Source organism: Hathewaya proteolytica DSM 3090 (genome assembly GCF_900142225.1).
GTDB lineage: Bacteria > Bacillota > Clostridia > Clostridiales > Clostridiaceae > Hathewaya > Hathewaya proteolytica.
The window spans coordinates 243144-258923 of the sequence record NZ_FRAD01000003.1; the positions used below are offsets into that span (position 1 = coordinate 243144).

The window sequence follows — 15780 nt, forward strand, 5'->3', positions numbered from 1 at the left end:
TTAAATACTCTTTATTAAATTTACCATTTCAATTGCTGTAATGGCGGCGTCATATCCCTTGTTTCCAGATTTAGTGCCTGCTCTTTCAATGGCCTGTTCAATGGAGTCTGTAGTAAGCACTCCGAAAATAACTGGTTTACCTGTGGCAAGAGAAACGCTAGCAATACCTTTAGACACTTCAGCAGATACGTACTCAAAATGAGGTGTGTTTCCTCGAATGACAGCCCCGAGACATATTACAGCATCGTACTTACCACTTTCGGCCAGTTTTGAAGCTATAAGCGGAATCTCAAAAGCACCAGGTACCCATGCTATTTCTATGTTTTCTTCCTGAACCCCATGTCTTTTAAGCCCATCTAAAGCACCACCTAACAGCTTACTTCCTATAAATTCATTGAACCTTGCAATGACAATTCCTATTTTTATATTGCTATCAACTAAACTTCCTTCATACACCTTCATAATTCTTTCTCCTTTATTTTTCAATTTATTGATTTATCTATTTAATTGTTTAGTAATTTAGTAAGTGTCCCATCCTCTCCTGCTTAGTTTTAAGATATATTTCATCCTCCTGGTGAAGTGGAATCTGAATAGGAACTCTTTCCATAATTTCAAGCCCATAGCCTGAAAGACCGCAAAGTTTTTTTGGATTATTAGTCATCAATCTCAATCTCTTCACTCCAAGATCCTTTAAGATCTGAGCCCCAATACCGTAATCCCTCATATCAGCTGGAAAACCCAATTTAATATTTGCCTCCACCGTGTCGTAGCCTATATCCTGAAGTGCATAAGCCTTCAATTTATTTATAAGTCCAATTCCTCTACCCTCTTGTCTCATGTATAAAAGAATTCCTCGCCCCTCCTTGGCAATATTTCTCATGGCCAAATCGTACTGCTCACCACAATCACACCTTAGAGATCCCAAAGCATCACCTGTAAGACACTCCGAATGAATTCTTGTAAGTATAACATCTTCATCATTTATATGGCCCATGACCAATGCCACATGGTGCTCTCCGTTCAATTTATTAATATACCCATAAGCTGTAAACTCACCATACCTTGTAGGCATCTTAGCCTTCACTACCCTTTCCACAAGCTTTTCAGATTTGCGCCTATACTCAATAAGATCTGCAATGGTAATAATTTTTAAATTGTGTTTTTCAGCAAATTCCTGAAGATAAGGAGTCCTTGCCATGTGCCCATCTTCTCTCATAATTTCACATATAACACCTGCACCCTTGTGCCCTGCCATTTTAGCCAAATCCACAGCCGCTTCAGTGTGGCCTGTTCTCTTTAGCACACCACCTTTTCTAGCTTTTAAAGGAAATACGTGTCCAGGTCTTCTAAAATCTGAAGCACAGCTACCTTCATCCACAGCTTTTTGTATGGTCAATGCCCTTTCAAAAGCAGATATACCTGTAGTTGTATCCACATGATCTATTGACACCGTAAAAGCCGTCTCGTGGTTGTCCGTATTAAACTCAGCCATAGGCTTAAATTTAAGTCTTTCTATCATTTCTTCTTCCATGGGCATGCATATAAGTCCCCTGCCGTAAGTAGCCATGAAATTTATAGCTTCTCCCGTAACTTTTTCTGCACTCATCAAAAGGTCTCCCTCATTTTCCCTGGAAGGATCATCAATTACTATAACCATACCACCCTTTTTTATAATTTTAATGGCTTCCTCTACACTGGTAAATACACTCATTTTCACTATCTCCTTTTTAAATAAATCCATTTTCCGCAAGAAAACTTTCGCTTATTTTGCTACTAGCACAACTTTCATGTTCCCTTTTCATCATGTTCTCCACATATTTTCCCAATATGTCACACTCAATATTTATAGGAACCCCACCTTGGATATTTTCAATTAGCACTGTGCTCTTAGCCGTATGTGGTATTATGCTCACTGAAAATTCATGTTCTTTCACAGCCGCAATAGTTAAACTTATGCCATTTAAAGTAATGGACCCCTTTTCTACTATATAGCGCATATATTTTTCTTCAATGTCAATGTCAATCCATATGGCATTTCCTTCTTTATGACTGCCTTTTACAAAGCCAAGGCAGTCCACGTGACCCGTTACCATATGACCTCCAAATCTTCCATTGCACATCATGGCTCTTTCCAAATTTACCTTGTCCATAATTTTTAAATAACCAAGATTACTTCTTCTAAGGGTTTCAGCCATTACGTGAGCCCTGAAAGAAGAATCAAGTATTTTCTCCACAGTAAGGCAAACACCATTAGTGCTTACACTGTCACCTATTTTTAAATCTTCCATGATAATTTCAGCTGAAATGGTAATCACAGCATATTCATTGTTAACCTGAATATTCTTTACCTGGCCCACCTCTTCTATTATTCCAGTAAACATATTTTTATCATCCCTCCTTGTCTACATAAGCTTCTATAAGCACATCATCCTCACAACGACTTACTTTAATATCCCTAAATAGCCTTGCATCTTTCATAAATGGAAAACCTGCTCCCTCCACCGGAGTTTTGCTTTTAACTCCCCCTAGAATTTTAGGGCAGATGTAGCATTGAACCTTGTCCACTATATCTTCATTTAAGGCTGAGAAATTCAGTGTTCCTCCACCTTCAAGAAGCACACTGTCGATATCCCTTTCATATAATTCCTTCATTAGCTTTTTTAGGTTGCATTTTTCATCTTCAGATTCCAGTTGTACAATACAACACCCTAATTGTGTCAGTTTTGATATCTTACTTTCATCCACATTTTTTCCTGTGGCTATGATAGTTTCCCCACACCCCATGGAGCAAAGCTTCACCACATTGCTATCCATAGGAATCCTAAGATGACTGTCAACTATAATTCTCACAGGGTTTCTTCCATGTTCCAATCTACAAGTGAGCATAGGGTCGTCTTGCAACACAGTATTGATGCCCACCATAATGCTGCTGAATTTGTTTCTAAGCAATTGCACCTGATTTCTCGATGCTTCACAGCTTATCCACTTAGATTCCCCTGAAGTTGTACATATCTTTCCATCCAAGGTCATGGCATACTTCATCAAGACAAAGGGTTTCTTTTTCACCATATAACTAATAAAGATCTCATTGATTTCCCTACACATTGAATTTAGAACTCCCACTTCCACCTCTACCCCAGCATTTTTTAATATTTCAATGCCTCTACCACGGACAAGAGGATTGGGATCTTCCATTCCAATGACCACCTTTTTTATCTTTCTTTTTACAATTTCCACGGCGCAAGGCGGCGTTTTCCCGTAATGACTACAAGGCTCTAAAGTAACGTACATAGTAGAAGCAGCTACATCATCGGTGGCGCTATTTAGTGCTTCAATTTCTGCGTGAGGTCCTCCAAAAAATTTATGATAACCCTGCCCAATTACACTGTTGTTCTTCACAATTACAGCTCCCACAAGAGGATTAGGATTTACCCTTCCCTCACCTTTTTTGGCAAGCTCTATAGCCCTTCTCATATAGTCTTCATTTTCCAAAAGCATCATCTCCCCCTCTTACTTTTTTAGGGCAGAAAAAAGCTCTGAAACATTTTGTCTCAGAGCAGAAATAACTTTTTTAAATTTAATAAAATCAACACAAAAGATTTTTCATGTAGACTTTACACCAAACTTAAAATAAGGTTAATTCATCTTCTTTCATCCAGACTTTACTGTCGGCCTCGGAATTTCACCGAATCATGCTAAAAATTAGCTCGTGGGCTATACCACCGGTAGGGAATCACACCCTGCCCTGAAGATTAATATATTTACTTTTAAAATCACTGTACTACTTTTTTTAAATATTGTCAATTGCAATTATAATTTTGTTTATAGATTTTCACCCTTATTCTTTATAACTCTTCTCGGGATCTTAAAGTTTATCCCTTCTTCTATTTTATCCAAATTGTACTTATCTTTCTCCGCCATAAAAGCACAAGTGTAGCCCTTCTCTCCTGCTCTACCCGTTCTACCAATTCTATGTATATACTCTTCCACTTTTTCCGACATATCGTAATTGTAAATATTGGTCATGCCCTCAATATCTATTCCTCTAGCCACCACGTCCGTAGCCACAAGATACTGTATTTTCATATTTTTAACGTCTTTCATAACTTTTTCTCTCTTGGATTGTGGCATATCGCCGTGAAGCATGGCACAATTATAACCTCTAATGTGAAGTTCCTGTTCTAGCTTTTCCACACGTCTTATAGTTCTACAAAAAATAATGGCCATAAAAGGATTATCTTCATTAAGCACACTGCATAGATCCTCCAACTTGTTTCTATCCGTAGTTTCCACTACTTCCTGTTTTATATTTTTAAGCGTAACCTCATCACTATCCACACTTACCACATAAGGCTCTCTACAGTATCTATAAGCTAATTTCTTTACCTCAGAGTTAATAGTAGCCGAAAAGCACAAGATTTGACTTTTCTTGTTTACATATTTCATGATTTCATTGACTTCATTTTTGAATCCCATTAAAAGCATCTCATCCGCTTCATCAAATACCACAGCATTAACAGAAGATAAATCTATACTCTTTCTCTTTAGATGATCCAGTAACCTTCCTGGCGTTGCAATAACAATATCAATGCTATTTTCCAACTTTTTCACCTGTGAACCCACATCCTTACCACCATATGCAGAAAGGACAGTAAAATCGCCATTATGATTTATGTGCTCACATTCGCTGGTTATTTGTATGGCAAGTTCCCTAGTTGGTGTCAATATAAGTACCTGAACTCCTTTTGCACTAGCAGACAGATTCATATACAACGGCAATAAAAAGGCTAAGGTTTTTCCAGTGCCTGTCTTTGCCTCCGCAATAACATCTCTACCCTCCATTACCATAGGAATACACTTTTCTTGTATCTCAGTAGCTTTTTTTATACCTCTTTTATTTAATACATTTACTATATTATCCTTTATACCCAATTCTGAAAAATTCATCACAAATTTGCTCCTCATATTAAATTCTACTATACATTTCTTTTTTCTCAATTAAGTATACCACAGGAAATGAAATATTTTTTTTATTTTAATTTTTTTTTCACAAATACTTGCTTTTTTTTTAATAAAGTATATAATAGTATTATAGACTTTGATTCAAGAGTAAATTAGTAAATGATATGAATACAATAGGAATTATATAGAAATTAGGTATATATAGATTTCGAGGTTTTTATTCATGGTTTATTTTACAAAGAATTAAAGGAATAAAAATTTCGGAGGTACAGTAGAATGACTGGAACAGTTAAATGGTTTAATAGCGAAAAAGGATTTGGATTTATCACAACTGAGGAAGGAAAAGATGTATTTGCACATTTTTCTCAGATTCAGAAAGAAGGATTCAAAACTTTAGAAGAAGGACAGAAAGTAGAATTCGACGTAGTTGATGGACAGAAAGGTCCTCAGGCTGAAAGAATTACTCTTATCTAATTAAGACATTAAAGCTTAGGGTTTATCCCCTAAGCTTTTTCTATGCCCAAAAACTCTTTAGCTTTAGAAATAAGTGTGTCAACTTCATTTAACACGTTGTTCTCTATGACAACCTGCACAAGATAATCCATGACCTTACCAACCATAGCCCCCTGCACACCAAGTTCTTTAATATGGTTTCCAGTGACAGCCAAGTCTTTTTTCGAACAGCACTCTTTATTTTTTATTATCTCTTTTAAATTTTCCTTAAGCTCTACTATAGCTTTTATTTTTTCCTTTTCTCCCATGACAGAATATTGTACATACTTTATGTTAAGCACATCCTCTGCAATAATAACACCAAAGTCCCTTATAAGCATTTTTACATGACATTTATCAGTTAATACTCTAAGTGACCCCTCCATTGTATTAAGCACATCTTTTACAATTGCATTGCTATACTTTAAACTCTTCAAAAATTCTTTCACATTTTTTAAGTCCATAGACATCATCAACATAGAGAGCCTAACACTCAACTTTTTTTCTAGTTCAGCAGTACACTCTACAACCCGCCTAAGCTCACTATTTTTTGGTGCCATTTGCAAATTCCCTATGATACAATTTAAAATCCCATAATCATGAAGATCCAAAACTTTTGTCACATCGCTGAGAATTATTTTATTAAATTCTTCCTGCACCCTTTCCATAGCTATGTGCCCTACACTTGCCCCAAGTTTCTCTGCAGCTTTCAAAGTATTATCCTCTATTGCAAAGCTGAGCTGTGCTGAAAATCTAAAGGCCCTCATAATTCTAAGTGCATCCTCTGAAAATCTGTCATAGGGATTTCCCACGGTGCGTATAATTTTCTTCTTTATATCATCCCTTCCACCACAGATATCTATTAACCCCTTAGATGGATTATATGCCATGGCATTTATAGTAAAATCCCTTCTTTTTAAGTCCTCATAAATACTTTTAGTAAAAGTGACGCTTTCAGGGCGTCTGTGATCCCCATATTCACCATCAATTCTAAAGGTAGTTATCTCATATACTTCTCCATGGATGCACACACCTACAGTACCATGTTTTAAACCATTCAAAATCATTTTCAAAGATTTTTTCTGAAAAATCCTTATCATATCCTCTGGACTGGCATCTGTAGTCATATCGTAGTCGTGGGGCACCCTTCCCATGATTATATCTCTCACACATCCACCCACAATATAAGCGTTAAATCCATTTTTCTCTATTAAATCAATGAGCCAGAGCACATCCTTTGGCAATTTAAAAATACTATCCATACCTTATACACCCACAATCTTTTTATACATGAAGAAGATGTTCCACAGCATATGCAATACCGTTATCGTTATTGGACTTTGTAACCATACCTGCTATTTTCTTAATACCTTCAGGTGCATTTCCCATGGCTACACTATTTTTATAAAAACTAAGCATTTCCATATCATTTACGTCATCGCCAAAAACCGCCACTTCTTCTTCTTTAAATCCATTGATTTTTCTAATCTTTTCAATGCCTTCTTTTTTATTTATATCTTTATACATAATTTGAAGTACCTTTCCACCATCTGTAATATACATCACAGCTATATTCTTACAAAGGCTTTGAACCCGCTCAATAAATGCTTCTTCTATCTCTGTAACTGAATCGATTATATTTTCGTAAAAAATTAAAATTTTAACTACACTATTTTTGTTTGACTGCTTAAGATTTAAAGTTTCTTCCTCATCAATACCCCATTTTCCATATGCATACTGTGCCAATGGATACCTAAACCCATGGATTTCATTTTCCATTTGTAAAGCAATATTTAAACCAGGGTACATTTTAGTAGCCTCTATTATCTCTAAAACCGTACCCTCAGATATGCAGGTATACTCTCGCACACCATCCACCATAACACAAGCTCCATTACAAAAAACACCTCCATTAAAAAGCCGTTCTTCCTCTGCAGATAAGGATAACATTTTCTTTAAAAGAGGTGAGCGTCCAGTGGATATGTATAATTTTATTCCTTTTTCCCTACATTGTTGAAGAGCTTCTATAGAAGATTTCTGTATTCTTTTATTATCGTCCAAAAGAGTTCCATCTAAATCAAAAAATATAGCTTTTATCATATTAATCCCCCAAATTTCGATATTTTAACGAATATTGTGAGATATTATATCATCAAAACCATGATGCGTCAAAATTTCTATTACATTTATTTATTTCCTCAAATTTATGTTTTCCATAAGATAGATTTTATCTAAAATCCATAACTTATTTCTTTTATGCTGCCATCAAAATAAACAAAGTCTCCTTCCGTATAGTTCCAAACCGCTTGAAACTTCGTTGGATATTTAATACCATTTTCGTAAACCTGATATTCAGTGCAATTTGCAGACCATGGTACATACTCCATCGTTCCATCTTTTCTTACAACAGCCCGATCCTTCGTCTTAAAGGAAATCATTTCGTACTTTTCATTAAATTTAAAGATTCCGCTTGCAGTTTCACCACCATAAGTAATTGTAGCTTTGACTTCAAAATCATTAAGTTCATCAAAACTAACATAATCTTGCAATAAAACAGTGGGAACAAACAGACTTTCAGCAAGAAAGGTTACAAGGCACGCTTTATTCATATCTTTTCCCCTTTGATTAAATAATGTAAAGGCTTTTGCCATAACACCTTTCATGCCGCCTATACCATTTTCATAATAATCGTATCCCTCAAAAGGAATTCCAAACACACTGCTGTCAATTAAAGCCATTCTGCAAGGTTCAAGGACAAAATTGTATTGAATATAGTCAATTAGCAAAGAAGATCCGCTTTTTTTCTGCATGAAATCCACATCATTATATTCCATTTTTAAATAACTCATCTTAGGAGTTCCAATATAATTACAGCTTTTAATATATTTTTGTATGGCACTAGGTAAGTGGGCAAAATCTTTTTCTACAAAAATATGATTACTTACTTTTAAGTGATTGTTGGACATAAGTGCATTTACATCTTTCTGAAATTCTTTTTTTACTTTTGAATATGGAATATTAAACCACACTATAATTACTCCAACAGTAGCAAGCAGCACTCCAATTAATATTAACATTTTTCTTTTCCTCATCTTTTTCATTTTAGTCTACTTCCTTGGCATAATTCTCCACACGCTCTACGCCTGCGTGGAGTTTAGAATATAGGCTAAATAATTGTTTTATTTCCTCTTCACTAAAATCCTCAAATAACAAATTCAAAGCTTTTGTATGTCGTTCCCCTATTTTTTTTGCATATCTAGCCACTTCTTCTGTTAATTCAATATATACTGAATTGTTGCCACCTAATACCAGTCTAACAAACCCCTTCTTTTCAAGTGATATAGCTAGCTTTTTTACATTTTGCCTAGAACATCCCATTAAATTGCCGATATTTGTTAGTGTGCGTGGTTCTTGGCAACTCTCTGTCATAGCAAGTAACAACCATTGTTTCATAGAAATTTCTGTTTGAAGTTTTTCACCGGCAGTCTGCATACGGTTTTGTAAAACAAAAATACTCGAAAATATTGCCTGTTTTCTGTGTATTGTATCACAATCATATTTTTGAAAAAGTTCTTTCCACATATTGATTACCTCCATTACAATAGTCATATGTAACGCGCGACAGTTGCATAACCTTTCCATCCATCAATGTATCTTCTATCGCAATTCTATTTTAAGGAACAATTATTTTAAATATACAAGCTTTGCCTCCACTTGATATACTTTCAATAATTTCAGATTTTACTGGTTGTCCGCATATTTCTTTAATGCTCTTTTCTGTATGACCATTACAACATTCACACCATGTAATAGAAATTGGCTTATATTCACTAACCTTATAAAATAACGGACATAAACATTTTGTCTGATTTAATTTCTCCCATGATAGAATATAAGTTCCATCAACTTGTTTTTCACAGCCATAGGACTTTAAAAATTCATCGATACTACTGCATTTATTCCAAAGCTCCATCATTTCTTCTCTTTGTTTCTTTGGTAAATTACATGTATGCCCATGTCTAATCTTAATAATTGTATCTTTATCTAAAGATACATCCATTCTTTGCATAACACATGATGCTATGCTAATTTGATCTTGTTTATCCATTTTATCGGGTAAATTATTGTATTCTGGAAATATTTTATTAGCTTGTTCTGTCCCTAATGTATTAACAAGATCTTTATACAACATAGTAAATTTATGTATTGCCATAGTTACACCTCTTTCAAAAATAATTTTTCAAATATTTATATGCATAAGTTCACAAAAGTCATTTAGGTTAATTAGTTTTTTAAAGGCATCATCGTTTATAATCATATTTTTATCCGATAAACCCCTTTCAATTGATTTTTTTAATTTATCATAAGCTAAATCAATATTGTTGATATATGCATTAGCCCTAGCTGCATTAAAATAAAACCAATATTTATTATTTTCATTGCATATATTGGAAATCTTACTTTCTTTATTATTACTTTCTAACAATCTAAATGCTTTTTCATATAGTTTTGAAGCTTCTGCATAATGCTTATTTGTATAATAATCATAAGCATGTACTAAAAAATTATCAAAACTGTTATACCAACCGAATAAAGGTTTATACTCTTTGCATAATTTAAATCCAACTTTTTCAGCTGTCTTTTGAGACCCTATATTAGATTCAAAACAATGCCACCATATATGGTCTATGTTATTTTCCATACAATATTTAATACATACAGATACTACAATTGTAGCAAATCCATTTTTCCTATATCCCTCATCTGTTTCAATTCCTATTTCACACTTATTCCCCATAACATAGTCTGATATACACCAACTTACTATATCATTCCCATTTACTATACAAAATCCAAAGCCATTCTTTAAAAAATCATCTTTACTTATCCACGATTCAGTTGAAGTCCATTGGATTATATCCTCCATATTCTTCAAGTCTGTTCTACTTAATAATTCTTCATCAATTCTTTTTACTATATAACCATCTGGTAGGTCATAATTAAAATGTTATGTAACATATGTTCTTTCAAAGCTTCATTAAATTCCTTATTATCTACATTACCCGCTATATAAAAATTATGTTGGCAATCATAAATACAAGCTGTTAGGGGTTTTTTAACATTATCTACAAATACCAATCCATTGTGCCTTTCTAATATAGATTCAATCTGCAAATTATTATCCAATTTTTTAAATAACTCTTTTACAGTTTTGTAATCATCATTTTCTAACTTATAAAACATAATTGTTCTACCTTTCAATTTTTAGGTGAAAAATGCTTATTTATCTAAGCATATACCACCATTTCATTATTTTTATATTTATTGCCAATTTTCTCTCCTTTATCATATTATTTTTTTATCTATATACACATGTATCTAATACTCTTGAAGGTAATACTCTTGAAGCTAATATCTTTGGAGTAATGACTTGTAAATCACTACCTTCATTGCAGTGATTTTATTTCATGTAGGATAAATCACTCATTTTTTTAATAATTCTTTTACCATCATTATTTTCAGTCATGAACGTAACGCCTCCAGCAAGTCCAAACAATTCAAACTGATCCATTGTTTCCACTTCTAATCCAAGCCACATCATATTAAATACACTTAATAAATCACCATGAGAAACTATAATAATATTTTCATCTTTACTGTTCATAATTTCATGAAAAAAAGGACGTAACCTATTCCATTCATCCCGCCTGCTTTCTGCATCGGAAAATATTTTATCATCAACATTTTTTTCAGTATTTTCCATGTTTTCGCGAAGCCATTGTACTGATTTTCCAACACATTTTCCAAGATTTCTTTCTCTTAACTCTTGTCTTATGATTACTTTCAAATTCAAATGTTTTGCAATAATACTAGCAGTATGCTTTGCTCTTAGTAAATCAGATGAATAAATTTTATAGGGCTGTCCAGATAATTCAGTGGCTAATTTTTCTCCAATTTTTTCGGCTTGATAAATACCAAGTTCAGTTAAATCCCAATCTGTCCATGAACCTACCATACCATTTGTGTGATGTAATGATTGCGTATGTTGAACTGTAACAATATTTTTCATAAAAAACCTGCCTTATATTTTATAAATATGACCTAACTACTTTGATATTTTATCCCATCTCTTTTTAGATAATTTAACCAGTAACAAGTTACTATATATAGTATAGTAACTTGTTACTGGTTTGTCAATACAAAATTATTATCAGACTATAGACGAAAATAGTTCACAATCCTAAATAAACATAAAATGCCTTACCCAAGAAATTTAGGCAAGGCATTTTAATTACTGTTTAATTGTTTTTAAATATGATGATGGCTTATATTGTCTAGGCAATGCTTTTATTAGTGCGTATACTAACAGACAAGTACCTGTCTTGTCCCAAAAATTGTTGAATATTTTAGGAATAAAGGAGGCTGTAAATATACTTGCTCCACTATTTTTAAGCCATAGAACAAAAACATCTGACACAGTTCCAGTAAGTCCACCATAAACCCATACTCCAATAGGAGTTCCTATCAAAGGCGCTACAATACTTAATATTAAGCCAGTAATAAGAGCTGTTTTAAAATTCCAGACAAATTTCTTGGCTATAAACCCAACCACCAATCCAAGATATTATATTTTTCAATAATTTGTTTTTAATTAATAATTATTCCTGCAATACTTTTTTGTAAATAATTTTTCATTGATTTGTGGTACTTGGTATTCTTGCATACCATTATGCTGAAATTTAATGAACCCAATTTCACCTTAACATATTTCCGAGGAAATAATATTCACTTTATATGGCAAGTTACTTTATCTTATGAATAATTCTTCCTTCTGTAGAATAAACTAAAATAAATATGCGAGAGGAGAAAAAAAGATGTCAGAAAATAATTTAGTAAAAAAATATATACTTTGGGGGATTCCTATTATAATAATTCTAGGATTCCCTATGCATTTTGCCTACGAATTTTCAGGTGAAAATACCCTTGTAGGAATTCTTGCACCTGTAAACGAAAGTGTCTGGGAACATCTAAAACTTTGTTTTTACCCTCTTATAATTTATTGGACTTTAGGTTACTTTCTTCTAAAAAATAAGGTAACAATAAATGTGTTTCACTGGTTTACCTGCTGCCTTATATGCCTTTTGACCTATATATTATGTCAATTAGGTATATACTATTTATATACAGGAGCCACAGGATGCCATAGCCTTATAATGGATATACTCTGTATGGTATTTGCAGTAACCTTTGCTCAATGGTTTGCACTACACATGTATGCTCACACAAAAAGCAATGCTATGTCATTTTATATCTCTATTTTTCTAATAGCTGCCCTTATATTTTATTTTACAATCTGCACCTTTAATCCGCCAAGATTACCTATGTTCAAAGATAGCACAGATAATACTTATGGTATAAGTAAACTTAAGTAAAACACAAAATTGAGAGGTTGAAAAAGCTTAATGACTTTTCCAACCTCTCGTATTTCACATTTTACCATATTATTTTATAATATGAAAAATAAATTCACAAGGTTTTTGACCTTTGCTGTTAATTGGTGAAGAAACAATTTCTTTTGTTTTTAATTGTATATCAAGTAGCTTTTCCAAGTGCTGGCGACAGTGACCGGCACAGCATAAGCAGTATGTAAGTGGCATTGTGCGGTTTTCATGAGTGATGTCTCTGACTTTTAGTTTTTTATTAACAGTAGACGTACATACACAAGCAAATCCATCATTCTCCTTAATGACCCAACCCGCTGTTAACGTGTTGTCTTCATTTAGGACAACATTCCAATCCGCATGAAAATCTCCCAATAAAGCTATGTTAGCAATTTTCTTTTGCAAAGTTTCTGCTTCAATCTTTTTGATTCCATTAAGCTCTTTTTTTGATGTGGCGCAAGCACTGGAATCTAGAATTTCATATATAATTTCAGGGGAGAGTAGCTTTTCCATTCTTTCAATAACACCAACAAGGTCACCATTTCCAATTATTTCTTTCGTCACTTTTTCATCAATATTATATTTTAGTAGTTTTGTTTTAATTCCAGACAATCGTGCCATTTAATTTTTCCTCACCTTTTTGTTGTTTAAATTTTCTATGTGTGCTAATGAAAAGTATACCATAATAAAATTATTTTTTCAATTATTAAATGATTCAGTAAAAACTAGTTCCAACATATGGCCACAATAAAAAGCTCCTTCTGACTTTATTTATTTACATTCAGATGGAGCTTTTTTATATCTTATTTTAAGTTTTTAAATATCTTTATACCATAAGGATTCATTGCTAATTGCTTAGGTACCATGGATTCATCTTCCATGTCCATAAGCTTGTAGTCTTTAAGGTCTATATGTTGTTCTTTTTCTGTAAAGTTCATGATGAAAATAAACTCATTTTTTTCATCTCTTCTCACAGTGGCATTTACACCCTCTGCAAGTTCAACTTCTATAGCAGGCTTAAGACCCTTGTTTTTAGCTAAGGATTTATAGAAATCCCAAAGGAATTCTTCGTTATTTCTGAAAGCAATGTAGTAAGCTTGTCCCTTTCCAAATTCATTGCAAGTAAGAGCTGGCATGCCCTTGTAGAAATCATCATTGTATTTATACAAAACCTTTGCACCTTCAGCATGAATAATGTCGCAGAAAATTTCTGCCTTATATTCGCCCTTCATATCCATTTTACAAGTATCTTCTGGAACAACACAGTTGTACTCGCCATCGTATAATGCATCTATTTCTTCAGACCATATACCCGTTACCTTTTTAAGTGGTCCTGGGAATCCTCCAAGATAACAAAGATCGTTTTGGTCTACGATGCCACTCCAATATGTGGTGACAAAAGTTCCACCATTGTTTACGAATTCCTCTATTCTCTGTCCCACACCTTCCTTTACCATGTAAAGCATAGGAGCTACAACTACCTTATACTTTGAAAAATCAACATCCATATTTATTACATCTACAGGTATAGACATGTTCCAAAAAGCTCTATAATGGCTTTGACAAGTCTCAAAGTATTCCTTTTTTTCTCTTCTTGGCCCCTGAGAATCATCTATGGCCCAAGAGTTTTCCCAGTCAAATATAACTGCTACTTCTGGTTGCACTGATGTTCCACAAACATCTGATAATTTATCTAAAATCCTACCTACATTGGCAACCTCTTTAAATACTCGTGTGTTCTCGTGACCACAGTGATCTACCACTGCACCGTGGAATTTTTCAGAAGAACCCCTGCTCTTTCTCCACTGGAAATATTGTACAGTATCTGATCCGTGAGCTACAGCTTGAAGTGATGCCAAAGTATGCATACCTGGCCTTCTAAGCTTTGCCACCGGCTGCCAGTTTGTTGCACTAGGTGAACTTTCCATCATCATAAATGGCTTTCCACCCTTTATTGACCTGTTTATATCGTGCATGAATGCCCTTCTACTAGCTTCGTGTGCATCACTTCTCTCACCGTGCCAGTAAGGGTAGTTATCCCAAGAAACCACGTCCACATAATCTGCAAACTTCCAATAGTCTACGGAAATTTGTAATTTCATAAAATCATGGAAATTTGTTGTTACAGGTATATCTGGACTGATCCTCTTTAGGACTTCTCTTTCATGTTTATAGTAATCAAGGCATTGATCTGAAGTAAATCTCTTCCAATCTAAATTCAAACCATGAAGTTCAGATTCGCCACGTGGTGACGGAGATTCAATCTGGCTCCAGTCAGTGTAAGTGTGACTCCAGAACTTGCACCACCATGCCCTGTTTAACTCTTCAAGATTGTTGTGGTATTTCTTCTTAAGCCATTGTCTAAATGCTTGCTGACAAAGCTCACAATGACATTGACCTTCGAATTCATTGGAAATATGCCACATTATAAGAGCAGGATGATCCTTGTATCTCTCTGCTAGCAAGGTATCTAATTTCTCGATTTTTTCTCTATAAATAGGTGATGTATAGCAATGATTGTGGCGCTCACCATAAAGATTTCTTTGTCTATTGCTATTAACTCTTAAAGTTTCAGGATACTTTTTTGCCATCCATATTGGTTTTGCACCAGATGGAGTAGCAAGAATTACATAGTTTCCTGCTTCATGCATTTTATCCATGATGTCATCTAGCCATTGAAAATTGTATTTTCCCTCCTCAGGTTCTAGCATTGTCCATGAGAATATTCCTATAGCCACCACATTGCAGTGAGATAACTTCATAAGTCTAATATCTTCATCTATAATGTTATCCACGTGGAGCCATTGATCAGGGTTGTAATCAGCACCATGCAACATTCCAACTATTTTATCGCTTATTTTACCAAAGTTCTTCATATTCTTAC

18 protein-coding genes and 1 riboswitch are annotated in these 15780 nt (G+C 34.0%); of the genes, 2 read left to right on the forward strand and 16 right to left on the reverse strand.

The window, feature by feature from the left end:
* The 5 genes from ribH to BUA73_RS01220 form a co-directional block, all read right to left on the reverse strand.
* On the reverse strand, window positions 1-462 hold the full coding sequence (ribH, locus tag BUA73_RS01200; RefSeq protein WP_072901398.1) for a 6,7-dimethyl-8-ribityllumazine synthase: 462 nt from the start codon (window positions 460-462) through the stop codon (window positions 1-3).
* Between the two features lie 49 nt (window positions 463-511).
* Window positions 512-1711 (reverse strand): bifunctional 3,4-dihydroxy-2-butanone-4-phosphate synthase/GTP cyclohydrolase II, encoded by a 1200-nt coding sequence (locus BUA73_RS01205; protein ID WP_072901400.1) that lies wholly within the window; start codon window positions 1709-1711, stop codon window positions 512-514.
* A 16-nt stretch (window positions 1712-1727) separates the two neighbouring features.
* Window positions 1728-2381 (reverse strand): riboflavin synthase, encoded by a 654-nt coding sequence (locus BUA73_RS01210; RefSeq protein ID WP_072901403.1) that lies wholly within the window; start codon window positions 2379-2381, stop codon window positions 1728-1730.
* A gap of 7 nt (window positions 2382-2388) precedes the next feature.
* Window positions 2389-3498, reverse strand: coding sequence for a bifunctional diaminohydroxyphosphoribosylaminopyrimidine deaminase/5-amino-6-(5-phosphoribosylamino)uracil reductase RibD (ribD, locus tag BUA73_RS01215; protein WP_072901405.1), 1110 nt, complete (start codon window positions 3496-3498; stop codon window positions 2389-2391).
* Window positions 3499-3639: 141 nt separating this feature from the next.
* A riboswitch (FMN riboswitch) is annotated at window positions 3640-3757 on the reverse strand.
* Window positions 3758-3822: 65 nt separating this feature from the next.
* Window positions 3823-4947 (reverse strand): DEAD/DEAH box helicase, encoded by a 1125-nt coding sequence (locus tag BUA73_RS01220; RefSeq protein ID WP_072901407.1) that lies wholly within the window; start codon window positions 4945-4947, stop codon window positions 3823-3825.
* Window positions 4948-5238: 291 nt separating this feature from the next.
* Between BUA73_RS01220 and BUA73_RS01225 the strand changes: the two genes are divergently transcribed.
* Entirely contained in the window at window positions 5239-5436 is a 198-nt protein-coding gene (locus BUA73_RS01225) for a cold-shock protein (RefSeq protein WP_072901409.1), read from the forward strand.
* A gap of 29 nt (window positions 5437-5465) precedes the next feature.
* On the opposite strand, the gene BUA73_RS01230 is transcribed toward BUA73_RS01225, so the two are convergent.
* The 9 genes from BUA73_RS01230 to BUA73_RS01265 all read right to left on the reverse strand — a co-directional run bounded on the left by BUA73_RS01230 (window position 5466) and on the right by BUA73_RS01265 (window position 12067).
* Window positions 5466-6716: a CCA tRNA nucleotidyltransferase gene (locus tag BUA73_RS01230; RefSeq protein WP_072901412.1), complete on the reverse strand. Its 1251-nt coding sequence runs from the start codon at window positions 6714-6716 to the stop codon at window positions 5466-5468.
* A 22-nt stretch (window positions 6717-6738) separates the two neighbouring features.
* Window positions 6739-7554: an HAD family hydrolase gene (locus BUA73_RS01235; protein WP_072901414.1), complete on the reverse strand. Its 816-nt coding sequence runs from the start codon at window positions 7552-7554 to the stop codon at window positions 6739-6741.
* Between the two features lie 131 nt (window positions 7555-7685).
* Window positions 7686-8555, reverse strand: a complete 870-nt coding sequence (locus BUA73_RS01240; protein ID WP_242942303.1) for a DUF6920 family protein — start codon at window positions 8553-8555, stop codon at window positions 7686-7688.
* A gap of 1 nt (window position 8556) precedes the next feature.
* Entirely contained in the window at window positions 8557-9036 is a 480-nt protein-coding gene (locus BUA73_RS01245) for a MarR family winged helix-turn-helix transcriptional regulator (protein WP_093426657.1), read from the reverse strand.
* 91 nt (window positions 9037-9127) lie between these two features.
* Entirely contained in the window at window positions 9128-9667 is a 540-nt protein-coding gene (locus BUA73_RS01250) for a DUF6144 family protein (RefSeq protein ID WP_072901416.1), read from the reverse strand.
* 27 nt (window positions 9668-9694) lie between these two features.
* Window positions 9695-10390 (reverse strand): GNAT family N-acetyltransferase, encoded by a 696-nt coding sequence (locus tag BUA73_RS01255; protein WP_242942304.1) that lies wholly within the window; start codon window positions 10388-10390, stop codon window positions 9695-9697.
* 38 nt (window positions 10391-10428) lie between these two features.
* Window positions 10429-10698 (reverse strand): hypothetical protein, encoded by a 270-nt coding sequence (locus tag BUA73_RS13660; RefSeq protein WP_084671895.1) that lies wholly within the window; start codon window positions 10696-10698, stop codon window positions 10429-10431.
* Window positions 10699-10915: 217 nt separating this feature from the next.
* Window positions 10916-11524, reverse strand: coding sequence for a histidine phosphatase family protein (locus BUA73_RS01260; protein ID WP_072901418.1), 609 nt, complete (start codon window positions 11522-11524; stop codon window positions 10916-10918).
* Between the two features lie 222 nt (window positions 11525-11746).
* Window positions 11747-12067 carry a hypothetical protein gene (locus tag BUA73_RS01265; protein WP_072901420.1) on the reverse strand — a complete coding sequence of 107 codons (321 nt, stop codon included), beginning with the start codon at window positions 12065-12067 and terminating at the stop codon, window positions 11747-11749.
* A 262-nt stretch (window positions 12068-12329) separates the two neighbouring features.
* Between BUA73_RS01265 and BUA73_RS01270 the strand changes: the two genes are divergently transcribed.
* Window positions 12330-12887 carry a DUF6512 family protein gene (locus tag BUA73_RS01270; RefSeq protein ID WP_072901422.1) on the forward strand — a complete coding sequence of 186 codons (558 nt, stop codon included), beginning with the start codon at window positions 12330-12332 and terminating at the stop codon, window positions 12885-12887.
* Between the two features lie 69 nt (window positions 12888-12956).
* Here BUA73_RS01270 and BUA73_RS01275 read toward each other — a convergent pair whose 3' ends face one another.
* Both BUA73_RS01275 and BUA73_RS01280 read right to left on the reverse strand, forming a co-directional pair.
* Complete coding sequence (locus BUA73_RS01275) at window positions 12957-13517, reverse strand: hypothetical protein (protein WP_072901424.1); 561 nt, start codon at window positions 13515-13517, stop codon at window positions 12957-12959.
* A 182-nt stretch (window positions 13518-13699) separates the two neighbouring features.
* A complete protein-coding gene (locus BUA73_RS01280; RefSeq protein WP_072901426.1) occupies window positions 13700-15772 on the reverse strand; it encodes a beta-galactosidase in 2073 nt (690 codons plus the stop codon).
* Between the last annotated feature and the right edge of the window lie 8 nt (window positions 15773-15780).